Genomic DNA, 25902 nt, shown 5'->3' with positions numbered 1-25902 from the left:
ATTTTTAATGTCAATTATCCTTTTTATCCATTGTTTCCCACTCCTTAAGTAATATTGACATAATGTATTCATCATAATATTTTCCATCTCTAAAAAGTTCTTCTTTTAATATCCCTTCAACTTTGAATCCACATTTTTCATAACATTTTTTTGCTCTTTTATTAAATGAAAAAACATTTAATTTAATTTTGTTTATATTCATTTGCTCAAATATAAATTTAACTAATATTTTCATTGCGTCTGTGCCATAACCTTTTCCCCAATATTTTTTATCACCAATAAATATTCCAACTACTAACTTTCTGCTAAGCCAATCCACACTCTTTATTCCACAACCACCAATATATTTTCCATTATCCAAACACTCAATTGCAAAATTGTACTCATCATCCATTTTTATGAGACTTTCATACCACTTTTCTTCCTGTTCATAAATCATAGGATATGGTATGTTGGTTACTAAAAGTCTCTTAACTTCATAATCATTAATATATTCATAAGCTAATTTTATGTCATCTTTTTTATATGCTCTAAGTTTCACCTTGTTTCCAATATACATGTACTAAAACGCCACCTTTATTTGAAATATTTGAAATAGTTTTCTGTTTCTCTTAAATCATCTTTATCTTCATAAATATCCATAACCTTTCCTATTTCAATTGCAAAATCAACATAACCATTTCCCTTGGCTGTTATAATTTTTTCATCTACAACCACATTTTCATCAAGAAATATACCTTTCTTAAATTCGGAATGTTCATCTATTGGCATACTTGTTGTGAATTTTTTTCCATCAAGAATACCTGCTTTTGCAATTTGAATAGTTCCAGAACAAATTGCTGCTATACATTTATTAAGTTCATATAACTTAGTTATAAATTCATAAATTTTTTTATTGCCATATATTGAGCTATAATTGCCTCCTGGAATAATAAATAAATCTACCTCTTCTGGTTTTACATTTTTTAATATTTTATGTGGCAAAAATTTAAATCCCTCTTCTGATACATATTCTCTCTTTTCTAATGCTACTGTTATTATTTCCCCCTTTGCCTTCATAAACAGTGCGGATAATGCTACTTCAAAATTAGCAAAGTCATCATAAATAAATATATAAGTATTCAAAAACAATTCCCCCTATGTCTGTTTTTTAACTTGTCCCAATTTATAAAAAAAGTCTAAAGGAGACACTTTTCATGGCCTCTTTTAGACTTAAAATAAAAAGCCATGGGTGATAGCCCATGACTAATATGCTCATATTTTATTTATATTGGGAACATACTATTAAGGTAGGACTATCATTTAATTTGATATGTTTTTCTAAGCACCTTGATAAAGCTCTTGTAAATATCAATTTTCCTACCCCCAATACATTTTATATATAATCTTAATTTATATTAGCAAATCTGTCAACCATAAATTTCTAATTAATCCATAGTAACTCTATTTATGAATTTATATATATTTATGCTGATATGTCAATAAATTTGTCAATAACTTCCGCTACTGCATTGTTATTGTTATCGCCTTCAGTTATATAGTTTGCTACATCTTTTATATAACGCTTGGCATTACTTACGGCAACTCCCATTCCAGCTTTTTTTATCATTTCTAAGTCATTACCATCATTGCCAATACCAATACATTCTTCCTTAGAATATCCATAATATCTTGCTAAAATTTCAAGAGAATTTCCTTTATTAATACCTTTTTTCGTTATTTCTATACCATCCTCACCAGATTCCACTACTTCTATATCTTTCAATTTTTCCAAACATTTCTTTATTTCCATCAATAAATCTAGATTTTTATCATTAATTTCAATTTTTCTAATAAAACAATTATTTCTCTCTATATATTTTTTCGAATCTGGAACTATATTAAACTCAACTCTATTTTCTCTAGGTACAGAAAAATTTCTTTCATAATATCTTTTTATTGTCATATCAAATTTCTCTGCACAAGCTATGTCTCCATTAAAAAAGTGATAATAAACATTACCAAATTTACTTCTTAAAATATCTATTATTTTAAATACTGTATCTCTATCTATATCAGCAGTATAAATCTCTTTATTGTTATGATCAAATATAATGCTTCCATTTCCAGCTATAAGTGGTTGTCCCTCTGGCATATCTTTTAAAATTGGCTTTAATAAAAATGGTACTCTTCCAGAACATACAACTACTTTTACCCCTGAATTAATGGCTCTTTTTACTGCGCTTAAATTTTCTTTTGATATTGTTTTATCATCGCTTAAAAAAGTTCCATCCATATCAATTGCTATCATCTTATACTTCAAAACATTCACCTCAAATTATTTGAAATCTTTATACAATAAACTTGGTTGCACTCCTTTATTATTTTGATATTTACCACTACTATACTTGTCATACTCTCCTTCTACAGCATGATAATATATTTGGCAAAGTTCAACATTAGGATAAATTACAATAGGTTGTACACAAAATATCTCAAGAGTCCAATACCCATGAAAACCAACATCTCCAAATCCTGCAGTTACATGAATAAAAAGGCCTAATCTTCCAACAGAAGACCTTCCTTCAAGCATTGGAACATAGTTTTCAGTTGCAGTGTATTCCACAGTTCTACCTAAATATAACCTGTTTGGTTCAAGCTTTAATCCCTCTTCTGGAACAATTAGTTTTCTTGCAGTATTTTCTTTTTTCATATCCAAAACACTATCATTATAAACAAGAAGTTCATTGTGAAGTTTTAAATTATAGCTATTTGGATTAACCTGTTTTTCATTAAAAGGTTCAATTATTATTTCTTTTCCTAATTTATTTATTATTTCTTTTCCTGATAAAATCATTTTTTTCTCCTGTTTTATTTTAAATTTTTTTAAATACGACTTAATTGTTTTTAAGCTACAATATGATTATAGAATAGTATTTTTAGTATTTCCATAGTATTTTTGAAAATAAGCTATTGCCATTATATGCCTATGTCTTGTTAATCTTAAAAAAATACAGTATATTATTGTAAGACTGTATTTACTATTTTTAATTACTAGGAGAAATTAGATATGTTAATAAAATTAAAAAATTATAAAAACTTTATTACTATAACTGGTATAATAGTTTTTTCTTTATTTCTAAAATTGATATGGATTTTAAAGGTTCCAACTGTTCCTGTATCTGACTTTTTACAATATTACAATGGTGCTGTTTCATTAGTTAATGGTACGGGCTATAGAATATATGGACATATTTCCGCCTACGAACCCGTTGGTTATTCTTTGTTTCTATCTATAATTTATTTCTTTTTAGGTTCAAGTTTTATTGCAGCTAAATTTGCTAACTTATTTCTAAGCTGCATTTCATTAATATTTTTATTTCATATTTCTAAAAAATACTTTGGTAAAAAAAGTGCTTATATATGCACTTTAATATATGGAATTTTGCCACTTAATATTGCATATACAAGCGTTATTAGTACTGAAATTATTTTTACTACTTTTTTTATAATTCTTATATATTTTGTCCTCAATAGAAAAAACACATATAAGTCTAATATAATTTTAGGTATACTTTTAGGTGTTTTGACATTAATCAAGCCCTATATGATGATTTATCAAGGCATAATATTCTTAATAGATATTATAAATTTTAAAAGCTTAATAAAACCACTGAAAAATTTTTTTGCTATAACTTTAATTCTACTACTGACAATTTCCCCTTGGACTATTCGAAATTATATTGTATTTCACAAATTTATACCTGTATCAACTAATGGTGGCTACAATCTTTACATAAATAATAATCCGGATGCAATTGGTGCTTGGAGAAATCCAACAAAAATTCATGGAAATTTAATTGAAAAATATAAAAATAAAAATGACGATTTTTGGGATGAAGTTAAGGTAGATGAGGAAGGGAAAAAAGCTGCATTTCACTGGATACTACAAAATCCAGAGTCCTTTTTAAAACTTGGTTTAAAAAAGGTTAAAAATACGTTTCTAACTTCTGATTCTTGTTTTTGGTCTACAAATTATTTAACTGCTGGCAATAAATTCAAATACAAACCCACATTACAGTTATTAAATAAAAAGATTCACCTATTTACCCTTATTCTTATGATTCTTTACTTTGGGTTAATTGTCATAAAACTTGTAAAAGGCACCCTTAAAAATATTAAAGTCCACACATTAATATTTTTAAATGTAATATTCTTTTTAGTCATAACCTTTGTATTTGAAGGTCAACCCAGATATTTATTTCCACTTTGGCCAATATTTATCCTAGCAATAGTATATACCTTTAAAAGTATATACTCTATTATTCGGAAAGAAATTTAATTATTTCTTCCGAAACTTTATTTAAAATTTTTATACTTCCACTTATATCATCTTCAATTTCTAAAGAATGATTGGCCTCTTCAATTAGAATAAAGTTCACATTACTTTCTTCTTTTATTATATCTATATCCTCACTCTTAAAAAATTTATCTTTTGTTCCCGTTATTGCTGCACATTTTATATTTTTCATATATCTAATAGTTCCTTTTAATGGTGTTAGATATAATTGCTTTATTTTTTTATCACCTAATACTTCTCCCAATTCTCCTGCGATTTTTGTGCCAATGCTTTTGCTTATAAAATAAATTTTATTATAAGCTTTATATTTTACTTCTTTTAATGTCATTAATATTTCTTTTTCTAAAAATTCTAGATTACCGTTCTCTACGTCATCTTTAGTTAGTTTTTTACTATATTCTATGCATAACACATCAAAGCTATTTAGAATTGCTATTTTTCTTGCATAATGTAAAAGTGGCTTATCGCAACTATAATTTACTCCTGGAAATAAAACCACCAATCCTTTACTATTATCACACTTATAAAAATCATTACTTATTTCTTTTTCATCTTGTACTTTTGTCTTTATTTTGAACAGTTTACTCATTACAATACCTCCATAGAGTCATATATTGCTTTATCCTTCTATAAATTTTCATTACATATATTTTACTACTTATAAAAAAAAGTAGCTATGATAAAAAATAATTTCAGTTATTTTCATCATAGCTACTGATCTTTTTAATCACTAAACAAAGTTAAAAATTGTTTAATTCTTTGGTTTTTTGTTTCTTCAAAAATATATTTTGGCGTTCCGCTATCAACTATTATTCCATGATCCATAAATATTACCTTTTGAGATGCTTCTCTTGCAAAACTCATCTTGTGAGTTACAACTACCATGGTCATGCCTTCTTTTGCAAGTTCTTTCATAACTTTTAGGACCTCTATTTCTAGTTCTGGATCCAATGCTGAAGTTGGTTCATCAAATAATAACACCTCTGGTTCAATAGCCATAGCCCTTGCTATTGCCACCCTTTGCTGTTGCCCTCCAGACAATTGATGTGGATATTGATTTTTCTTATCACTTAGCCCAACTTTTTCAAGCAATTTTATTGCTCTATTTTGTGCATCAATTTTATTTATTTTTAATACTGTAATCTGCCCTTCCATAATGTTTTCAAGTACAGTCATATGTGGAAATAAAAAAAATCCTTGAAAAACCATACCTGTTCTTTTTCTTAATTCTATTATTTCACTTTTTTGTGGTATCTTACTTTTATCAAAATCCAGTTTGCTGTGACCAATTTCAACTTTCCCTTTATCAGGTACTTCTAAAACATTAAGGCATCTTAAAAGTGTGGTTTTCCCTGACCCAGATGGTCCAATTATTACTGCTGTCTCCCCTTTGTTAACGTGCAAATTTATTCCTTTAAGTACTTCATTTCCATCAAAGCTTTTATGCAAATTTTGTACATCTATCATATATAATTACCCCCGTTATTTTGCTACATATCTGTCCATTCTTTTTTCTAAAACATTTTGTACCTTTGATAAAACTGTACAGAACATTAAATATAAAAACGCTACTTCACAGTATATCAAAAGAGGTTCATACGTAGTAGCAGTTATTCTTTGCCCAATCTGAAACATTTCTGTAACTGTTATTGATGCCGCTAAAGAAGTATCCTTAACTAGACTTATAAAAGAATTAGCAAGAGGTGGAATAGAAACTCTAATTGCTTGAGGTATAACTATTCTTATAAGTGCTTGTTTATCTGTCATTCCTATTGAATATCCGGCTTCCCATTGTCCCTTTGGAATTGACAAAATAGCAGCTCTAATTATTTCTGAATTATAAGCCCCAACGCTTAGAGTAAACCCAATAATAGCCGCAGTTATTGCATCCAACGTTATTCCTGAAGCAGGTAACCCATAAAATATAATAAACAACTGAACTAGCAATGGCGTTCCCCTTATTATCCAAACATAGAATTTAGCTAGAAGCACTAATGGTTTTATATTTGATAACCTAGCTAATGCAGTTAAAAGAGCTAAAATTAGCCCAAGTACAAAAGATACTAATGTAAGTGGTACCGTAACTTTAATACCTGCTTCAAGCATTGGTAAAAAAGAACTTAAAAGTATATGCACTATTCTTTCATTCATATTAACACCGCTTTACTTAAATTTATTTTGATACATCTGTGCCAAACCACTTTTTAGAAATTTTCAAATAAGTTCCATCAGCTTTCATGCTTCCTAATGCCTTATTTATAGCATCTAATAATTCTTTTTTATTCTTTTTAAGAATAATTGCGTCTTTATCAGCATTTTTATCTGTATCTACTACTTTCAATTGTGTATCTGGTTTTTGTTTTATTAAATCATAAAACGACAAACTATCGTTTACTGTAGCATCTACTCTTTTTGAATTTAAAAGGTCTATTGCCTGATTAAAACCATCCACTTGTACTAAATCAGCACCATTTGCAGTTGCTATTTGAGCAAGATTACTTGTTAATGATTGTGCTGACTTCTTTCCTTTTAAATCTGAAAATTTCTTTATTGAATTGTCATCTTTTCTCACTATTAAAACAGCTTTAGATACAATATATGGGCTTGAGAAATCATACTTTTGTTGCCTTTCTTTTGTTATTCCAACTTCATTTACAACAATATCAAACCTATTGCTGTCAAGCCCTGCTATCATACCATCCCACTTTGTCTCAACAAATTCGGTTTTTACACCAATACGTTTAGCCACTTCCTTAGCTATGTCTACATCAAAGCCTGTTAATTTACCATTGCTATCATGAAATGTGAATGGTGCGTACGTTCCTTCTGTTCCTATTCTTATTACACCAGTTTCCTTTATTTTCGATAAGGCATCTTTATTGCTACTAGCCTTACTTGAACAACCTGTTACACCCAAAGCTATAATTAAAACACTTATTATTGCCAAATATAATTTTTTCATGTTTGTTCCTCCTAGTATTCTTATTTGTTTAATATATTTAATATTAATGGCTTACTTCATTTTTGTCAAATATTTAATTTTTTGTACAAAAAAAAGAGATACCTCAAATTAAATTTAAGATATCTCACTTTTCAATTCTAGAATATAAAATTACCTTCTTTAAATACTACTACCTCTTTACCATCTTCAGTAACTCCGATTATACTTAAATCTTTAGTTCCAACCATAAAATCTACATGTTCCAATGAGTCATTTACACCAGCATCTTTAATTTCTTCATCTGACATATTTTCACTGCCCTTTAAGCATGTAGGATAAGCCTCACCTATAGCTAAATGACAAGATGCATTTTCATCAAACAATGTATTATAAAATAATATATTAGAATTTGAAATTGGGGAATCAAATGGGACTAATGCTACTTCTCCAAGATAATGCGAACCTTCATCTGTGTCAACAAGGTTTTTTAAATTATCATATCCTTTTTCAGCTTTAAAATCTACTATTCTTCCTTCCTTAAATATTAAAGAGAAGTTTTCAATTAAATTTCCATTATAATTTAATGGTTTAGAACTTACAACTTTTCCATTTACCCCAGTTTTAAGCGGCAATGTAAACACTTCTTCTGTAGGTATATTTGCCATAAATTCAGTTCCTTCTGGGCTAAATGATGATCCTCCAAGCCAAATATGATTTTTAGGAAGCTCTATTTCTAAATCTGTGCCTATTGAGTTTTTATACCTTAGGTATTTAAAATTATTGGCATTTAAAAAATCCATGCTCTTTTTCAAATTGTTTTGATGCTCATTCCATGCTTTTACAGGATCTTCCCTATCAGCTCTTACCGTTTCAAATATTGTTTGCCAAAGCTTTTCAACTGCCTCATTTTCCGAAATATTTGGGAACACCTTTTTAGCCCAAGCCTTTGTAGGTATTGAAACAACACACCAAACATTTTTATCGCTCATCATTCTCTCTCTGTATTCAGCTAGTGCCTTTCCAGATGCTTTATTAGCTCTCATAATCCTCTTGGCATCTACCTCTTTCATAAGTTCTGGATCTGATGCAGATATACTTAAAAATGCTGCTCCTTGCCTTGCGTAAGTAGTAAACAGTTCTTTTCTCCATTCTGGGAAGTCATCAAATATCTCTTCTTTTCCATTTATATATTTTATTTTAGAAAGTTTTTCATCATTCCAATTTACAACAACTTCTCTTGCACCTTCTTTATAGGCAATTTCTGAAATCATCCTAGTAAATTCAGCACATTCAATTGGTGAGTTAATAACCAAAATTTGATTATCTTGAATATTTATGCCTACCTTAACAATAAGCTTTGAGTATTTTTCTAAGTAGTCCTTGTTCATACTTGCACCTCTTTCTATTCACTTTTTAGACCTATATACATTATATAATTTTATAGTTAATATTTCACTTTATTTATTTTTTCTACGTTTGCTTATAAAATACTGCCAAACTATAACTATTAAGACTATTGCTGCTAGTGATATTTGCTTTAATGCTAAAAAATATGGAATCAATAAAAAACTTAGACTATTAAATATAAGTTCACTTTTATTCTTATCATATTTTTTATCTAACACTATATTTTTAATTACAAAAATTATTATTAAGTATATTACTGCGATAATTGCTTCCATTCTAGTTTTTGTTTCCAAAGCCCATCCTCCTAATTTTTACTTATATAGTTTGTTTAATAAGTAAGGTTTTGTTCTAAATAGTTATAAATTGCTAAGCAAAGACTAAAGAATTTTATCATAATAAAAAGATTAAAGAAAGCCTTCGGCTAGATGAAAGATTTGACGATGCCAAGGCCGTTAACTCTTCCATCTTGCCACTCTGGCAATCTTTCACCTTTTTACTCACGTAGAAGAGTAAAAAACTTTAACCAGGTACTTCACAATTTCTTTATATGGTTAATTCAAGGTTATCTATTAAAAATTTGTGATTTCTTACTTGCCTACGCTCACCTTATCGTAGTCCTCACTTTCTTCTATAGTTTTTTTATTTATCTTAACCTGAGCTATAATCATCCCTGCTAAAATAAGTAAACATCCTATTATACTTCTTAAATTTGAATATTCGTGTAATATTATGAAACCACCAATTGTAGCAAAAACAGATTCCATGCTCATAATTATAGCAGCATGTGATGGTTCTGCATGTTTTTGGCCAAATATCTGTAGAGTATATGCTACACCAACAGAAAAAATTCCCCCATACAATATTGGCACCGAAGCATGTAGTATGTTCGTAATATTTATATTTTCAAATATTATTGCTGAAATTATACTTAAAATTGAACAAGTTAAAAATTGAAAAAAAGCCAAATTAAGTGAGTTTACTTTAAGCGATAAAAAATCAATTAAAATTATATGTATTGCAAAAAAAAGCGCACTTGAAAGTATAAGCATATCACTAGTAGAAATATCAAATTTTCCAGTAACACATAATAAATAAAGTCCTATTACTGCAACAATAGCTCCAATCCAAGAATTTATACCAATATATTGTTTTAAAAATATACCAAGTATAGGAACTAAAACAATATATAAACCAGTTATAAATCCTGCTTTTCCTGCTGTAGTTCCTATAATCCCTACTTGTTGAAGAGATGATGCAGCAAAAAGTATTATTCCTGCAATTATCCCTGGAAATACTGCACTTCTCTCTATGTTTTTTGCTTGCTCTTTGTTTTTATTAAAAAACATTATCAATGGAATTAAAGATATGCTTCCTAATGCAAACCTTATACCATTAAAAGTAAATGCACCTACATATTTTATTCCTACACGTTGAGCAACAAATGCAAAGCCCCATATTGCTGCTGTAAGTAATAGCAGCACATTTGACTTTAAAATTTTATTATTCATATGTAATTACCTTCTTCCATGAAAGATTGCCCTTATAATCTTCAAAAGTCTTGAAAATTATCATTGTCATTCCACATATTTTCAAATTGAGTTTCAAAGTCATTAACGGAATTTGGACTATTTATAACAACAAGTACCTCATCATTATTTGTGCTTGCTTGTTCAGTATAATTATAAGATCCAGTAGTAACAATATTTTTATCAACAATACTTACTTTCATATGCATAAGTCCTTGATGACAATTTACTTTCACCGGAATTTCACTATCTCTAAACAATTGTAGCACTCCCATTTCTGATTTAGAATTAGCTTCCTGACGATCTGTTATTATTCTAACTTTTACTCCTCTTTTTTTAGCTTGTATAATTGCCTTTGCAATATCTTTTTGAGTTACAGAATATATTGCAATATCCAAATTACTTCTAGCTGCATTTATAATTTTCACCAGAGCTTTCTCAGGATGATCACCATTTTTTGTGAAATAATATTGTATTCTAGTATCATAATTATACACGGACTTACTACCAGAATTATAACATGCAGTTAATACAAAAGTCATGGCTATCAATAAATATATAATCTTTTTATACATAATCACACCTCAAATATTGTCTTTACTATATACGACTTATTAATATATTATAGACAATAAATAGGTTTTAATATCAAACTTTATCTTATTATTTCTTTAAACTTAGCTCCTGTAACTTCTGCAAGTATATGTGGTTCAAGCTCAATTTGTGTTCCTATTTTTCCTGCACTTATAACTATATTATCCATTTGTTCTGCAGTTACATTTATGAAAGTTCTATAATTTTTTTTCATTCCTATAGGAGAGCATCCCCCCCTAATGTATCCTGTGTGCTTTTGTATATCCTTCACATGTATCATATTTACACTTTTTTCTTCTGCTACAGTTGCAGCCTTTTTTAAATCTAGTTCCTCTTCCACTGGTATTACAAATACATAAAGTTCCTTGCTCTGTCCTTCTGCTACCAATGTTTTATATACTTCTTTTGGATCTTTGTTTATTTTCTTTGATACAGCTTTTCCATCTATTTTACCATCCAATACATCATATGTTATGACCTGGTACTGAATTTTTTTCTGATCAAGGATTCTCATAGCATTTGTTTTTATTTTTGACACTTATAATCACCACCATATTCATTATTCTGTTGTAACTATTATATCATAACTCTCTTAAAGTGTATTTTATTACGTAATCAATAAAGGCTACTCAATAACATTATGCTTTAACATAATTATTGAGTAACCTTGTAATATTTTTTATTTAGGAAGATTTGATAAAGTCTTTGCCAAATCAATATATTTATTCTCAAGGTATTGACGAGTTTCAGGATGACTTAATCCAACTACTTCTATATGATCTATGTTGTCTATTTCTCCCAAATAGTTCCACACACCTTTTTGTGGTGTTCCACTATATTGAACCATTTTATCATCTGACCCAACTTTTGGATATGTTGCAGAAACAACACTTACTATTCCGTCATTTTCCCACCAGGTACTGTCAATTGGTACATCTCCTGGTTTGTTATTTATATAAGCACCCATAAGATATGAACTCTTTAAAAGAAGAGGGTTCATATTTAAGTTTGGTACTTGATATGGCGTAAATAAACTTTTGTGAGTATCTTCGCAAGCCAATGAGAAATAATAAATATCACTTTGTGCCTTAACCCAAGAATTCAATTCTTTAGCTCCTTCAGGTGCTAAATCCCATACACTGAGATCCTTAGTATCTTTCCATATATTGCTAGTAACTACTCTTTTATAATAACTCTGATATGATTCACTTGGCTCCTTTTTAAGTCCCCACTGGTCTAATCTAAAATCAAAGCATGGATTGTCAGAATTAACAAGACCACCTTGTACTGCCATTGCTGCAAAAAAATCGTGGGCCATAGGTTCTATACCTTCTTGTTCATGTGATTCCTGACTTCCATCATGTGGCGTAGCAATAGTTGTTATACTTTCAATCCAATGATGACCTCCTGTAAAAAGAGGACTAATATCATCTGATGGTGTATTATTTATCTCATCAGCATCTCCATTTTCAAGCAATTGAGCAAGAACCCTTACTGTTTGTCCCCCCATACTGTGTCCAATAAGATGTATTTTTTGAATTTGTCCCGATCTATCAAGCGTTCCAAATTGCTGATACACGCCAGGGTAAGTTCGTCCATACCTGTTATGTCCATATTTTTTTGCATGAGCTTCCCCATAATCCACTGTGCCACCTTTTATATATGCATATAATTCGCAGGCTCTATCCCAGTTACTAGATACAGAACCTATGGTTGGTGTATAAATTGTATATCCTTTGCTTGTTAGAATTTGTTTTAAGCTCTCAGCTCCTCCCCAATAATTTATTCCATAAAGTTCATCGTTTCCCCATCCAAAAAGACCATGCACCATAATTATAGGATAATTATTAGCAATACCTACTGTATCTATTGAGTTGTTAACAGATTCAGCAGCACTAACTGATTTAGATAAGTTAAAAGAAATAACTATACTAAAGCATAAAGTTAATAAGAGCACAGAAAACTTTTTTGTTTTTGAATTTTTCAAACTAACACTCCCTTTATTTGACTTTATAATTAATATTAACATAATTGTAAATCATAGTTAATAGACAAAACTAATGCTTTGTCTTAAAAACATTTTTTAATAGTCGATATTTTATTATTTTTGCGTTATAATAGATTTTAAAAACTTTTAAAAATTTAAGAGGAGTTAAAATGTTAGATATAGAAAAAATTATTAAAAATATACCAAAAACAGAACTACATTGTCATATTGACGGCAGCGTGAGACCTGAAACACTTTTTGAACTTGCAAAGTCAAATAGTTTATTAGTACCTTTTTCAAGTATAGATACTTCAATAGAATACTTTCAAGTAAAGGAAAATTGTAATTCATTAAACGAATACTTAGAAAAATTTAATTTTCCTTTAAGAGTTATGCAAAGCAAAGAAAATATTTACAGAATAGTTATGGAACTTATTGAAGATTCAAAAAAGGACGGCATTATATATACTGAACTAAGATTTGCACCTCTTCAGCATGAAAATGGAAACTTAACTGCTGAGGAATCAATAGAAGCTACTTTACAAGCTATGAAAGATGGAAAGGACAAATATGGAGTTGTATCTAAGCTCATATTATGTTCTTTAAGACATAACTCTGTGGATGATTCCATAAAGGTAGTTAATCTCGCAAAAAAATATATTTCATATGGTGTTGTAGCTGTTGATTTAGCTGGAAATGAGAGTGATTTCCCTCCAGAACTTCATAAAAAAGCATTTGATTTAGCTTATAAATCTGGAATTAACATAACTATACATGCAGGAGAAACTGGAATTTATCAAAACATATTAAAATCCATAGATTTATTACACGCTTCAAGAATTGGGCATGGTATATATGCCTATAGGGACTCTAAAACTTTAGAATACCTTATTGAAAGTCAAGTTACATTAGAAATGTGTCCAACTAGTAATTTACACACAAAAGCAATTAATAACTATGTTGAACATCCTATAAAAACATATTTAAAGCAAGGTATAAATGTAACTTTAAATACTGATAATAGAACAGTTTCAAATATAACTTTAATAGATGAATATATAAATTTAATTTCAAAGCTAAATTTTTCTTTAGATGAAGTTTTGAAATTAATTAGAAATGGAATAACTTCCGCATTTGTTACTAATGAGTGTAAAAATCTTATGCTAAATAAGTTTAATGAAAGTGTTAAATCATTGAATAAATGATTTTCATTTTAATATAAATAGCGGCTAAAGCTTATCACCTATGGTTTTTGGGTGAAAAGCTTTAGTCGCTTGTTTTCAAATTTCTATTGTTTTATCAATGATATAGTTTCTTCTTTCACACTATCTGTTTGCTAATTTCCTTGTTTTTGCTATCTGCATTTAATTTTGTAAAAACCTTCTTATAAACCCATATCGCATTTAGAATAAGTAGCGTGCTTGTAATAAAAAATACATATTTTATACCTAAATGTGCTGCTATTTGACCTCCAAGAATGGATCCTCCAAAGGTACCTAGATAAAATGCAGACATATTAAATCCAAAAATTCTACCTGTAAGATTTTCTGGTGTTATTTTCTTAATTAATGTATTAATTGAAGGAGCTAACCCTGCAGTTGCAATTCCAAGCATAAACCTTAGCCCCATTAATTGCCATGGATTTTTCACAAATGCCTGTGGTATAAATATTATTCCAGCTACAATAAGTGCCCCTAAAATAATTTTATGTGCTCCAACTTTATCTGATAATTTTCCTAGTCTTGGTGCTGCTATAATACTTGCAAGTCCAGATGCAGAAAATGCCATTCCCGATATTAGTGCTATATGATTTAAGTTTTTAGATATTTGAGTTATATATACAGTTATAATTGGCTCTATTGAATAATATGCTAGTTGCAAAACAAATGATGTCACAAACATAGTTGTTATAAGACTTGCGTCCGGTAGCTTTCTCCAAATTTCTTTAGTACTTAGAACCTCTTTTTCCTGTGGCACAAATTCTTCTTTAACAAATAACAAAGTTGCAGTAAATGCAACTAACATAAGTCCACCAGTTAAGAAAAATGTAAACTTTAATCCTAAAATTTCATCCAAATATCCACCAAGTAATGGACCAAGCAGTGATCCTGACACGGATGCTGTTGAAAGTACTCCTAATGCCCACCCTGCATGTTTTTTTTCTGTTTGAGTTGCTATAAGTGTTGTACAAGCCGTACTATATCCGGTTATAACCCCTTGAAGTATTCTAAGTCCAATCAGCTGATATACATTTTGAGCTAACCCCATACTTCCCACTACGATAGACATACCGAGACTTGCACGTAGAAGCATAGGTTTTCTTCCAATTTTATCTGCAGCATAACCCCATATAGGTGAAAAAATTGCAGATACTATAAACGTTACTCCAAAAGCAACACCTGATATTTGTTCAATTAAGCCAGTATTTTGAATACCAAGTTGTTTTATATACAGTGGCATTATAGGCGCTATTTGACTCATTCCTATCAACGTAACAAATGTTCCAAACCAACATACAATTAAATTTCTTTTCCAAATTTTCAATAATGTCAACCTTCTCTCGTGCTTTACAATTATAAACTAATTATAAGTTAAACAATGGCTTTAATCCATGCAATATTTTAATATCCATGGACATTTTTGCTGTAAAATTCTTTTGGACTTACTCCTTCAATTTTTTTAAATAGTCTACTGAAATAAAATTCGTCCTTAAATCCAAGTATATCTGAAACCTCCTTAATCTTTTTATCCCCTACACTGATAATTTCTTTGGACTTATCTATTTTCATTTTATTAAAAAATTCAATAATTGAATAACCTGTAATTTCTTTAAAGGTTCTAGATAGATATGTATTAGACAAGTCTACAAGAGTTGATAAATCATTTAATTTAATTGTACAATTTATGTTTTCATGCATATACCTTATAACCTTTTCTATTTTAAGCAAAGTGGCATAATTTGTGTTTTGTTTTTTTACATTATCATGTATTTCAAGTAACAATTTTTGAAGTAAAATTTTAGAGCGAAATTCATAGCTTGGTAATTTTTCACTCCAAACCTGAACAAGTTTCTTAAAATCGTTAAAAATCACATAATAATCTTTAAATTCTTGCATAGTATTTAATTTTAAATTTCTAGTTTCATTTTTTAAACTCCATTGATTATCCTCAAAATTTACATGAATAAAATTAAAGTGAACCGATAAAAAATTAAGAGGCTCCTCTAAATCAGTTTCAATTATATGATGAACCTCAGGTTTAAGATAAAATAACATTCCCTTTTTTACACTGTATTTTTTTAATTCTACTGTTATATACCCCTTTCCTCCAGTAACTAAAAAAAATTCGTGATGTCTAAGCCTTCTATCTATCTTTTCCCTATATCTCCAATCATCTTGTGTCTCCTTATGATTACAATAGTGAATGTGAAAATAAAGATCATTTTTGTTCATATTCTCCTCCTTAATATAAGTAAAAAAATAAAAAAGATGTATCAAAATCCTTTGCAGTCATTTCAATACACCTTTAATATATGTTAAATTATTTAGCTAATATTTCAATTCCATCCTCTGTTACTAAAATAGTATATTCCCATTGCGAAGAAAGCAATCCATCCTCTGTTATAGCCGTCCAATCATTTTCTTCATCAACAAACAGCTCAGGGCTTCCTTCGTTTATCATAGGCTCAATTGTAAATATCATTCCAGGTGCAAGAACTACTCCTTCACCCTTGTTTCCAACATGAGGAACAAATGGTTCCTCATGAAATTGTATTCCAACTCCATGTCCACCGAAATCTCTAACAACAGAATATCCATTTTTTTCTGCATGTTCCTGAACAGCAGCACCTATATCACCCAAAAATCCCCAAGGTTTAACTGCTTCTACTCCTTTAATAAGGCATTCTTTTGATACCTCAACTAATTTTTTAGCTTTGTTACTTACATCACCAATCATAAACATTCTTGATGCATCTGAATAATATCCATTAAATATTGTTGATACATCCACATTTACGATATCTCCGCTTTTTAATATAATATCTTTGCTAGGTATACCATGGCATATTTCTTCATTTATAGATGTACATACACTTTTAGGAAATCCTTCAAAATTTAATGGAGCAGGTATTGCTCCTCTTGATATTGTATAGTCATATACTAATTTATCAATTTCTTCTGTACTCATTCCCTCTTTAATGTTCTCTGCTACATGATCTAGCACTGCATTATTGATTTTGGCACTTTCTCTAATACAATTTATCTGCTCTTTATTTTTAATCATATCTTGCGAAGGAACCTCAAATCCCTTAAGTTTTAATGATTCTAATTTTTCATCAAATTCTAAGTGGCATCTTTTATATTTTAAACCACTTTTACACCAACACTTATCATTTCTACCTATATTCATTTTATCTTCTCCTCAACTAAACATTTGCTACATATTAATTATAACTCTTTATTAAATAAATTCATCTTTTTTTTAGTTTATTCTCTTTTATTAAACATGAATATTACTTGAAAAAGTATAGTCCAACATATTATATTAGAAATTATCTGTAATCTGTAAGCTAAAAATGAAAACAAAATAAATACTATAGAAATAGAAATCCCTATCTTTCTATTTCGTTTAATAAGACTAGCTTTAGTTAATTTCATATCTTTATTAATTATTGGTGCTTGCTGCCACATGGCATATAAACATACCACATATAATATAACCTTAGCTATATTATGCATTGGCACGTTCAACGACAAATATACAATGCATCCAATAATTATTAATGTGGCTATAAAACATTTTACTTGAGTATTTTCATGATAACCACCTATAAACGGCTTTATTAATGACATAGTTAAAATGGCTACTGCTGCCTCCAAAGTCTTATGAAAAAATGCAAATATGCTTATTACTATTATTATTTTAAGTATTTCAAAAGTAAATATTCTAATCCCATATTCCACTCTTTGTTCATCTTCATTTGAATATCCATTTGTTACAGAAATATATGCTGCAATTATTTTAATCAACTCTCGCAAATCAAATTCCCCTTTGTAAATTTCCTATACTATTTTAAGAATTTTTATATGGAATCTCAATTTTAAATTGAGTTTTATGTGCATCACTATTAACTATTATTTTACCGCCGCAAGTTTTTATTATATCTATAACAATACTAAGTCCGTAACCTCTGTCTAAATTAGTGTTTTCTTTAGTACTATATCCTAATTCAAAGATTCTTTTTTTAACATCTTCCGGTATTTGTGGTCCATTATTACTTACAGTTATAACAATTCCACTATAACTATTATAACTTTTGTACTTGATAGTAGGATTATTTGTTCCTTCCAATGCATCAATGGCATTTTTAACAATGTTAAATAAAACCTTTAATAAATCATTATCCGTAATATTTAAGTTTTTATAATCTCCATTATCAAAAACTATTATATTCAAACCCTCCCTTGCTCCAAGGTCTAAAACAGAAGACACAAGTGGATTTATTTGTGTGTTAAGTTTAACGCCTGAATTTATAGCCTGATTCTTATCTACTATGGACTTTAACAATTCCCCAATTCTATCAAACTTTCCAAGCTTATATAATCCATACAAACAACTTATTTCACTTCCATAATCGTGTTTTATTTTTCTAAGCTCAGTATTTTTTTCATTTAATGCGTTATTTAAAAGTTCTAGCTCTTTCAATTTATCATTTAAAGTTGCAAAATATATACTCATAAATACTAATGTAACAAATCCTAAAAAATACAAAATTGATTTAAATATAATCCCCATTGGCTGTGTAGTCCATTCCATATGTAATGTATCTAAAAAAATCAATCCAAAATCTATAAAAAATATAAAAATAAATGAATGCTTTAAATTTCTCACAAAAATAAATGAATTAAAAATCCAGTTTCTTAATATGTACACAAAAATATATATTATAAATATTGGTATGTATACAAAAGTAAACAATTGTACATCTCCAGGTATTTCAAAATTAAATTTTGCTAAAACATTTTGATAAAATGTCACTAAAAAATATGCTGATATTGCAATCACAGAATATGCCAGTCCAAATCCTAGAAATGCATCTAAAATTGATTTTCTGTAAAACAAAACTATACTTAGTAAAATAAAAACTGCCATTAAAAAATTTGCAAAAGGAATATTAAGATTACTGTTTGTGAAGATAAATACTATTAAAAAAATCAACACTGATAAAATATAGGATTTCATTATTGAAATCCTATTATTTTTAGAAGTTATGTTATAACAAATCCACGAAAATAAAATTGATTGACAAACTGTATTTAGAATGTCACATATTTTTAGCAACACTTAAAAATCCCCCTATTATGTATATTAGAACAGCAACAAAATTTGTTACCCTTCCTATTCAGTCTACTTTTATCTATCTTTTTCAATTGATTTTGGCATTTTCTCCGTTGCTACCCCACTAAGCGATGCTGGTTCTACAATTGATATTAAAGCTACCATACCTAGAAAGAATTTACCCATAAATCCGCACAATTTTTTCATAAATCCACCTCCATTATATTAACTTTACCCTTATTATACAATAGGTTTTTATGGATTTATATATTTTCATGGTAAATTTCAAATATTTTATTGAACCATAATAATTGACTAGGTTTAATCAAAAAAAATTGCGAAGTAACAGCTAAAGTTTCATCATATTGTTTCAGATGGAAATCCTTAGCTTTTAATTCGCAATTTTCATAAACAGATAATTTTATTACTATTATTTTCCTTTTTTAGCTGCTTCTAATATTTCATCATAATTAGGATAGTTTGTTATTTCATTTAAATAATCAACATATGTTATTTTATTATCGCTACCAACTACAAAAGAAGTTCTTGCAAGTAAACCGAGTTCTTTTACATAAGTACCAGTAACTTTACCAAAAGCTCTATCCTTGTAGTCTGAAAGTGTAATTACATTTTCAACTTCTGCTGCACCACACCATCTTGCTTGTGCAAAAGGTAAATCCATGGATAAAGTATATACCGTTACTCCTTCTATTTTAGAAGCCTTTTCATTAAATGTTCTAACCTCTAAATCACATACTGGTGTGTCTAAAGAAGGTACTGTTAAGAAAATTCTAACACCCTTTGTATCCTTTAAAGCTACTTCTTCTAAAGAATTGTTTGATGCTTTAAATTCTGGAAAGGTATCTCCAACCTTCAATTGTTCTCCAACTAATGTAACTTCATTTCCTTGAAATTTTACTTTCATAATTTAGTCTATTCTTATATATTATGCATATTGTGCAAAATCATAATAAATAGACGTTTCACCTCACTTTATTTAATATTTGTTATTATTTAATATTTATTATTTCTTGTCTATATTTATACTACTCCTTTTTTTCATTATTGTAAACATAATTACTATAATAATTTAGATTTTTTTATTTTCCAAATTTTAGTTTAGTTTTATTAGGATTTTATGTTATAATAAAAATTAAACAATCAAAGGAGGATGAAAATTGAAAATAAAGGCATTAACTATTATTACAATAATATCATTAGTTTTCACATTAAATAGTAATGTTTTTGCAGCAACATCCAATAATGATTCTAACGAATTAAAACAAACTCAAGACAACAAAAAACAATTAGAATCCACTGTTCAAAATTTAGACAACCAGATTACTGATGTATTGAAAAAGGTTGATACTAATAAGCACGATATGGACAAACTTAATGATCAAATGAAAGACACACAAACTAAACTTGTTGCTACAAAAAATAAATTGAGTTTACAACAAAATTTATTAAACAAAAGAGTTAAAGCTATGTATATAGATGGTAACTATAGCTACTTAGAAGTCCTTTTGGGATCACATAATCTCACTGATTTCATAACAAAAATGGATATAGCTGCAAAAATACTTCAATATGATAACAATATTCTTAGCAATGTAAAAAGTGAAAAAGAAATCATAACTTTACAAGGCAAAAACTTAGACAAGCAGAATAATAATTTACAAGAGTTAAAAGCTAATAATGAACTTATGTTGTCAAAATTAAGTGATAATATTAAACAAGAAAAAGACTTGTTAAGTAAAGCTACTGAAAAAGAAAAACAATTAATTGAAGAACAAAAACAAAAGGAAATTGCTGCTGAAAAGGCAAAAGAACTTGCAGCTCAAAAACAGGCTTCATTATCTGCTGCTAGTAGTAACATTAGCATTCCAAATTTCACCGGACCAAATTCTGCTGGAACTGTACTTACATTAGATGCCACTGCATATTCAGATAACAGTTATACATCAACTGGTCCAATGACAACAAGAAATCCAAACGGTTATAGCACTATAGCAGTAGATCCAAGAGTAATTCCACTTGGTACTAAAGTTTACGTAGATGGATATGGCTATGCCATTGCTGCTGATACTGGCGGAGATATTGTAGGAAACAGAATCGATGTGTTTTTCCCATCAAATGCTGATGCCCTAAATTGGGGTATGAGAACTGTACATGTTACAATTCTCAAATAACTTAACTTCTTAATAAGAAAAAATATACCTAGTGAATGCTTCATTTTTACTAGGTATATTTTTCTATCTATTCATCTTCATTGAAGCTCTCTATAAACTTTTCTGCAAGTGATGACAGGTATCTATCTTTTATCCATATTGCAGCTATTGAAGTCACTAATTTTTCATATTCAATCTCCTTGTAAATAAGATTTTCATTATTAACTAGCTCAAAAGCCGATTTTGGTACTATAGCTATTCCTAATCCTGCATTTGCCCACATAAGTGTTGTGCGTGCATCTTCATTTTTACAAAATATCTCTGGTTTAAAGCCATTTTCAAAACATGCTTCTATTATAAGATTTTCAAACCTACGATATAAAATTATAGGTTTGTCCTTTAATTCAGTTATTTCCATTGTTTTTGTATCATCACCAGAACAATATTTTTTTGTCATCGCTGCTATCATTGGTTCTTTTTTCATATATTTACATCCATAGTTCAGCGCCTTAAATGGGGTTCTTACAATCCCTATTTCTATAACTCCCTTATTTAAGAGTTCTAAAATATTAAAAGTATTTCCTTCTCTTATTGAAAACTTTACACCTGAGTATTCTTTATGAAACTTAGCTATTACATTTTTCAAAAGGAGTGAACCGGATGAAGATATAGTTCCTATTGTAAGGGTACCCTTTAATCCTCTTTTAAAATCATTTATTTCATTTACTGTAGAATCCGAAAGTTCTAAAATTTGCCTTGCCCTTTCTCTAAGTATCTTTCCTGCATCTGTAAGATGTATATGTCTTGATCCTCTCTCTACAAGTTTTATCCCAAGCTCCTCTTCTAAAATCTTTAATTGCTGACTTAGAGGCGGCTGAGCAATGTGCAATTTTTTAGCTGCTGCAGTTATTTGTCCTTCTTCAGCTATGGTTAAAAAATATTTAAGCTGCTTTATATCCATAAAATTTCTCCAATACTATTTTTATATGCATTATATATAAAACATATATTATTAATATACGTTTCTATATGTTATAATCATAAACGCATGAATCGAAAGATGCAATAATATTTATAATAATTTTACGGAGTGTGACGATAAATTTGCTTAATTTAATTAAATTTTTAAAACCTTACAAAAAAGAATGTATATTAGGTCCAATCTTTAAGTTGACAGAAGCAATTCTGGAACTTCTTTTACCAACTATTATGGCACTTATAGTCAATAAAGGGATTGCTACACACAATACTAATTATGTGCTTAAAATGGGAGGTTTAATGATAGTCATGGCCCTTTTAGGGTTTTGTTCTTCTTTGACCTGTCAACACTTTGCTGCCCGTGCCTCTCAAGGTTTTGGTACATACCTGCGTAATACCCTATTTGAACATATATCCTCACTATCATATGTTGAAATAGATTCACTAGGTACCCCTTCACTTATTAATCGTATTACTAGTGACGTAAATCAACTTCAATTAGCTGTGGCTATGCTTATACGTCTTGTAGTCAGAGCACCTTTTATTTGTATAGGCGGAATCATAATGGCCATGATTCTTGACCTTAAATTATCTATAATATTGATTATAACAACACCCATATTCGCTATAATATTATATTTTATTATAAACAAAACAGCTCCTCTTTATCGAATGTATCAAAATAAACTTGATAAAATAGGACTAATTCTACGTGAGAATCTTTCTGGTGTTAGAGTAATTCGTGCCTTCGCAAAAACTAGTAGTGAAGAAACAAGATTCAATAAATCTAATGATGATTTAACTTCTACTGGAGTTTTAGTTGGTAAGATATCCGCACTTTTAAGCCCACTTACTACTCTTGTTATGAATGCAGCAATTGTTGTAGTCCTTTGGGTTAGTGGCTATCAAATTAACTTAGGTAATCTTTCTCAAGGTGTAATCATTGCTTATGTTAATTACATAACTCAAATATTACTGGCTCTCGTTGTTGTTTCTAATTTAGTTATCACCTTTACTAAAGCTTTTGCATCTGCAAACCGTGTAAATGAAGTACTATTAACCTCACCATCCATTATTGATATTAATGAAAATCCTGCTACTATAGAACACAGTAATAGTCATAAAAATATGATTGAATTTAAAAATGTTTCATTTGGTTACAACACTACTGGCGATATTGCTTTAAATGACATATCAGTTAGTATTAATAAAGGTGAAACAGTTGGACTTATTGGAAGTACAGGTTCTGGTAAATCTACTTTTATAAATCTTATTCCACGATTTTATGAAGTAACTTCTGGGGAGATTTTAATTCATGGGCATAATATCAAAGATTATCCTCTAGAAACCCTTAGAGATAAAATTAGTATAGTACCTCAAAAAGCCGTACTTTTTACAGGAAGCATTTTAGAGAACATACGCTGGGGTAAAAAAGATGCTACTTATGAGGAAGTTGTATCCGCTGCAAAAATAGCACAGGCTGATGAATTCATTGTAAATCTTCCTAGCGGTTACGACACAAACGTATCTAGAGGTGGTTTGAATTTTTCCGGTGGTCAAAAGCAAAGACTTACAATCGCTCGTGCAGTAGTTAAAAAGCCTGAAATTCTTATATTGGATGATTCCTCTAGTGCTTTAGATTTCGCAACTGATGCAGCACTAAGATCAGCTATTAAAAATAGTAGTAACGATATGACTGTACTTATAGTTTCTCAGCGTGCCAGTTCAATAAAATATGCAGATAAGATTATTGTATTTAATGATGGTGAAATTGCTGGTGTTGGTAAACATACAGAACTTATGAATAACTGCGAAATATATAAAGAAATATGTCTTTCTCAGCTTTCAAGTAAGGAGGTAAAATAATAATGAATATAAATATATTTAAACGAATTGCAAAATACATGTTAAAATATAAGTTATATATTGTCTTTTCGCTTATAAGTGCACTTGTAAGCGTAATCGGAAGTCTTATGGGTCCAATGTTTATAGGAAGATCTATCGATAAAATGACTGGCAAAGGACACGTAGATTTTAATGCGGCGATTAAAATTTTAATTCTATTAATAATAGTTTATGCTGTAGGTAATATTTTCAATTGGCTTTTAACTTATTCAACTAATTTAGTTACTTACCGTTCTATTAATGATATGCGACGTGAACTTTTTAAAAAACTTAATACCTTACCATTAAAATTTTTTGATAACAATCCTCACGGGGATACCATTAGCAGATTTGTAAATGATATGGAGACAATTTCAGATGGAATGCTCCAAGGTTTATCAACCTTACTTACAGGTATAGTTACTATTGTTGGAGCATTGATTTTTATGTTATACATTAGTCCAATTATGACTTTGGTAGTAGTCATATCGTCCCCAGCTTCTTATTTTATGGCTAGATTTATTACAAATAGCTCCCAAAAAATGTTCAAAAAACAAGCAAAAATTTTAGGTAACCTAAATGGATATATAGAAGAGATTATTGGCGGTCAAAAAGTAGTTAAAGCTTTTAACTATGAGGAAACTTCTATTGAAGCTTTTAAAAAGATTAACAGCGATTTATATGATGCAGGTGTTAAATCTCAATTTTATGGGTCTTTATCTGGTCCAACAACAAGAGTTGTAAATAATATTACTTATTCATTAATTGGTGTTATAGGAAGCGTGTTAGCCATTTTAGGAAAAATAACTGTTGGTGACATATCAAGCTTTTTAATATATTCAACACTTTTTGCAAAACCTTTAAATGATATAACAGCAGTATTTACACAAATTCAAGCTGCAGCTGCATCTAGTGAGCGTATATTTACCATTCTTGATTTGGATTCCGAAATACAAGATGATAAGGATGCTATTAACTTATCTAGCAATGCCGGTATAATCCGTTTTGATAACGTCAACTTTGCATATACTCCTAAAACTCCACTTATACAAAATTTTAACTTAACCGTTAAACCTGGTAGCAGAATTGCAATTGTAGGACATACAGGCGCTGGTAAAACAACCCTTGTAAACCTACTAATGAGATTTTACGAAATTTCTTCAGGAAACATTTTTATTGATAATGTGGATATTAAAAAAATATCACGTAATAGCTTACGTCGCAACTTCGGTATGGTGCTACAGGAAACTTGGCTTTTCTCTGGAACTATTAGGGATAATATTTCCTATGGTAAATCAGATGCTACCGAAGAAGATATAATAGCTGCAGCTAAAGCAGCCGATGCGCATAGCTTTATAAGGCGTCTACCTAAAGGTTATGATACTATGATTACTGATTCTGGAGAAAACCTATCTCAAGGTCAAAAGCAACTGCTTACAATTGCTAGAGTAATGCTTGTGGATCCTCCTATGTTAATTTTAGACGAAGCTACTAGTAGTATAGATACAAGAACTGAACTTCGCATTCAAAAAGCATTTCTTAGAATGCTTGAAGGTAGAACTAGTTTTGTCATAGCTCATAGACTTTCAACAATTAAGGAATCTGACTTAATATTAGTTATGAATAATGGTAATATTGTTCAAAGTGGAACTCATGACGAATTATTATTATCTGGTGGGGAATACGCAAATCTTTACAACAGTCAATTTTCTCCAGTATAGAAAATAAGGTGCTTT

General features: G+C 29.3%; 27 protein-coding genes. 5 read left to right on the top strand and 22 right to left on the bottom strand.

Going from position 1 to position 25902, the window contains the following annotated elements:
* Positions 1 to 10: 10 nt before the first annotated feature.
* The 4 genes from B8978_RS06185 to dcd form a co-directional block, all read right to left on the bottom strand.
* Positions 11 to 559 (bottom strand): GNAT family N-acetyltransferase, encoded by a 549-nt coding sequence (locus tag B8978_RS06185; RefSeq protein ID WP_084114771.1) that lies wholly within the window; start codon positions 557 to 559, stop codon positions 11 to 13.
* Between the two features lie 17 nt (positions 560 to 576).
* The gene (locus B8978_RS06180; RefSeq protein WP_176212625.1) at positions 577 to 1125 is read right to left on the bottom strand and encodes a DJ-1/PfpI family protein; all 549 of its coding nucleotides are present in this window, start codon (positions 1123 to 1125) and stop codon (positions 577 to 579) included.
* 340 nt (positions 1126 to 1465) lie between these two features.
* The gene (locus tag B8978_RS06175) at positions 1466 to 2302 is read right to left on the bottom strand and encodes a Cof-type HAD-IIB family hydrolase (protein WP_139795989.1); all 837 of its coding nucleotides are present in this window, start codon (positions 2300 to 2302) and stop codon (positions 1466 to 1468) included.
* 15 nt (positions 2303 to 2317) lie between these two features.
* Positions 2318 to 2836, bottom strand: coding sequence for a dCTP deaminase (dcd, locus tag B8978_RS06170; protein WP_084114768.1), 519 nt, complete (start codon positions 2834 to 2836; stop codon positions 2318 to 2320).
* Between the two features lie 213 nt (positions 2837 to 3049).
* Between dcd and B8978_RS06165 the strand changes: the two genes are divergently transcribed.
* Complete coding sequence (locus B8978_RS06165) at positions 3050 to 4321, top strand: ArnT family glycosyltransferase (RefSeq protein WP_084114767.1); 1272 nt, start codon at positions 3050 to 3052, stop codon at positions 4319 to 4321.
* Here the strand turns inward: B8978_RS06165 and B8978_RS06160 are convergent.
* The 10 genes from B8978_RS06160 to B8978_RS06115 form a co-directional block, all read right to left on the bottom strand.
* Positions 4302 to 4928 (bottom strand): hypothetical protein, encoded by a 627-nt coding sequence (locus B8978_RS06160; protein WP_084114766.1) that lies wholly within the window; start codon positions 4926 to 4928, stop codon positions 4302 to 4304. The genes B8978_RS06165 and B8978_RS06160 overlap by 20 nt on opposite strands.
* Positions 4929 to 5062: 134 nt before the next feature.
* On the bottom strand, positions 5063 to 5806 hold the full coding sequence (locus B8978_RS06155; protein ID WP_084114765.1) for an amino acid ABC transporter ATP-binding protein: 744 nt from the start codon (positions 5804 to 5806) through the stop codon (positions 5063 to 5065).
* A 15-nt stretch (positions 5807 to 5821) separates the two neighbouring features.
* Positions 5822 to 6490 carry an amino acid ABC transporter permease gene (locus tag B8978_RS06150; RefSeq protein WP_084114764.1) on the bottom strand — a complete coding sequence of 223 codons (669 nt, stop codon included), beginning with the start codon at positions 6488 to 6490 and terminating at the stop codon, positions 5822 to 5824.
* A 22-nt stretch (positions 6491 to 6512) separates the two neighbouring features.
* On the bottom strand, positions 6513 to 7301 hold the full coding sequence (locus B8978_RS06145; protein WP_084114763.1) for an amino acid ABC transporter substrate-binding protein: 789 nt from the start codon (positions 7299 to 7301) through the stop codon (positions 6513 to 6515).
* 137 nt (positions 7302 to 7438) lie between these two features.
* Positions 7439 to 8668 carry an aminopeptidase gene (locus B8978_RS06140; protein WP_084114762.1) on the bottom strand — a complete coding sequence of 410 codons (1230 nt, stop codon included), beginning with the start codon at positions 8666 to 8668 and terminating at the stop codon, positions 7439 to 7441.
* 69 nt (positions 8669 to 8737) lie between these two features.
* Complete coding sequence (locus B8978_RS06135; RefSeq protein ID WP_084114761.1) at positions 8738 to 8980, bottom strand: hypothetical protein; 243 nt, start codon at positions 8978 to 8980, stop codon at positions 8738 to 8740.
* A gap of 294 nt (positions 8981 to 9274) precedes the next feature.
* Positions 9275 to 10195, bottom strand: a complete 921-nt coding sequence (locus B8978_RS06130; protein ID WP_084114760.1) for a DMT family transporter — start codon at positions 10193 to 10195, stop codon at positions 9275 to 9277.
* A gap of 41 nt (positions 10196 to 10236) precedes the next feature.
* The gene (locus B8978_RS06125; protein ID WP_084114759.1) at positions 10237 to 10788 is read right to left on the bottom strand and encodes a phospholipase D-like domain-containing protein; all 552 of its coding nucleotides are present in this window, start codon (positions 10786 to 10788) and stop codon (positions 10237 to 10239) included.
* An 80-nt stretch (positions 10789 to 10868) separates the two neighbouring features.
* On the bottom strand, positions 10869 to 11321 hold the full coding sequence (gene ybaK / locus B8978_RS06120; protein WP_176212642.1) for a Cys-tRNA(Pro) deacylase: 453 nt from the start codon (positions 11319 to 11321) through the stop codon (positions 10869 to 10871).
* 165 nt (positions 11322 to 11486) lie between these two features.
* On the bottom strand, positions 11487 to 12794 hold the full coding sequence (locus B8978_RS06115) for an esterase/lipase family protein (protein WP_084114757.1): 1308 nt from the start codon (positions 12792 to 12794) through the stop codon (positions 11487 to 11489).
* A gap of 170 nt (positions 12795 to 12964) precedes the next feature.
* On the opposite strand from B8978_RS06115, the gene add reads away from it, so the two are divergent.
* A complete protein-coding gene (add, locus tag B8978_RS06110) occupies positions 12965 to 13999 on the top strand; it encodes an adenosine deaminase (protein ID WP_084114756.1) in 1035 nt (344 codons plus the stop codon).
* 115 nt (positions 14000 to 14114) lie between these two features.
* Here the strand turns inward: add and B8978_RS06105 are convergent, their stop codons facing one another.
* The 7 genes from B8978_RS06105 to tpx form a co-directional block, all read right to left on the bottom strand.
* Positions 14115 to 15338: a multidrug efflux MFS transporter gene (locus B8978_RS06105; RefSeq protein WP_084114755.1), complete on the bottom strand. Its 1224-nt coding sequence runs from the start codon at positions 15336 to 15338 to the stop codon at positions 14115 to 14117.
* A gap of 77 nt (positions 15339 to 15415) precedes the next feature.
* The gene (locus B8978_RS06100; RefSeq protein ID WP_084114754.1) at positions 15416 to 16246 is read right to left on the bottom strand and encodes an AraC family transcriptional regulator; all 831 of its coding nucleotides are present in this window, start codon (positions 16244 to 16246) and stop codon (positions 15416 to 15418) included.
* Between the two features lie 88 nt (positions 16247 to 16334).
* Positions 16335 to 17204, bottom strand: coding sequence for a methionyl aminopeptidase (locus B8978_RS06095; RefSeq protein WP_084114753.1), 870 nt, complete (start codon positions 17202 to 17204; stop codon positions 16335 to 16337).
* Positions 17205 to 17281: 77 nt separating this feature from the next.
* Positions 17282 to 17833 carry an accessory gene regulator B family protein gene (locus B8978_RS06090; protein ID WP_176212624.1) on the bottom strand — a complete coding sequence of 184 codons (552 nt, stop codon included), beginning with the start codon at positions 17831 to 17833 and terminating at the stop codon, positions 17282 to 17284.
* A 34-nt stretch (positions 17834 to 17867) separates the two neighbouring features.
* Positions 17868 to 19139: a sensor histidine kinase gene (locus B8978_RS06085; RefSeq protein WP_084114751.1), complete on the bottom strand. Its 1272-nt coding sequence runs from the start codon at positions 19137 to 19139 to the stop codon at positions 17868 to 17870.
* 69 nt (positions 19140 to 19208) lie between these two features.
* On the bottom strand, positions 19209 to 19340 hold the full coding sequence (locus tag B8978_RS20375; RefSeq protein ID WP_278326781.1) for a hypothetical protein: 132 nt from the start codon (positions 19338 to 19340) through the stop codon (positions 19209 to 19211).
* Positions 19341 to 19563: 223 nt separating this feature from the next.
* Positions 19564 to 20058: a thiol peroxidase gene (tpx, locus tag B8978_RS06080; protein WP_084114750.1), complete on the bottom strand. Its 495-nt coding sequence runs from the start codon at positions 20056 to 20058 to the stop codon at positions 19564 to 19566.
* Positions 20059 to 20311: 253 nt separating this feature from the next.
* Between tpx and B8978_RS06075 the strand changes: the two genes are divergently transcribed.
* Positions 20312 to 21325: a 3D domain-containing protein gene (locus tag B8978_RS06075; RefSeq protein ID WP_084114749.1), complete on the top strand. Its 1014-nt coding sequence runs from the start codon at positions 20312 to 20314 to the stop codon at positions 21323 to 21325.
* A gap of 67 nt (positions 21326 to 21392) precedes the next feature.
* On the opposite strand, the gene B8978_RS06070 is transcribed toward B8978_RS06075, so the two are convergent.
* Positions 21393 to 22265: a LysR family transcriptional regulator gene (locus B8978_RS06070; RefSeq protein ID WP_084114748.1), complete on the bottom strand. Its 873-nt coding sequence runs from the start codon at positions 22263 to 22265 to the stop codon at positions 21393 to 21395.
* A gap of 143 nt (positions 22266 to 22408) precedes the next feature.
* Between B8978_RS06070 and B8978_RS06065 the strand changes: the two genes are divergently transcribed.
* Both B8978_RS06065 and B8978_RS06060 read left to right on the top strand, forming a co-directional pair.
* Entirely contained in the window at positions 22409 to 24148 is a 1740-nt protein-coding gene (locus B8978_RS06065; protein ID WP_084114747.1) for an ABC transporter ATP-binding protein, read from the top strand.
* 2 nt (positions 24149 to 24150) lie between these two features.
* A complete protein-coding gene (locus B8978_RS06060; protein WP_084114746.1) occupies positions 24151 to 25887 on the top strand; it encodes an ABC transporter ATP-binding protein in 1737 nt (578 codons plus the stop codon).
* Positions 25888 to 25902 lie beyond the last annotated feature (15 nt).

Origin of the sequence: Clostridium acidisoli DSM 12555 (assembly GCF_900176305.1) — a bacterium.
GTDB classification, from domain to species: Bacteria; Bacillota; Clostridia; order Clostridiales; family Clostridiaceae; genus Clostridium_I; species Clostridium_I acidisoli.
The sequence above is the reverse complement of the archived record's forward strand: the minus strand, read 5'-3'. Positions and strand labels throughout refer to the sequence as shown.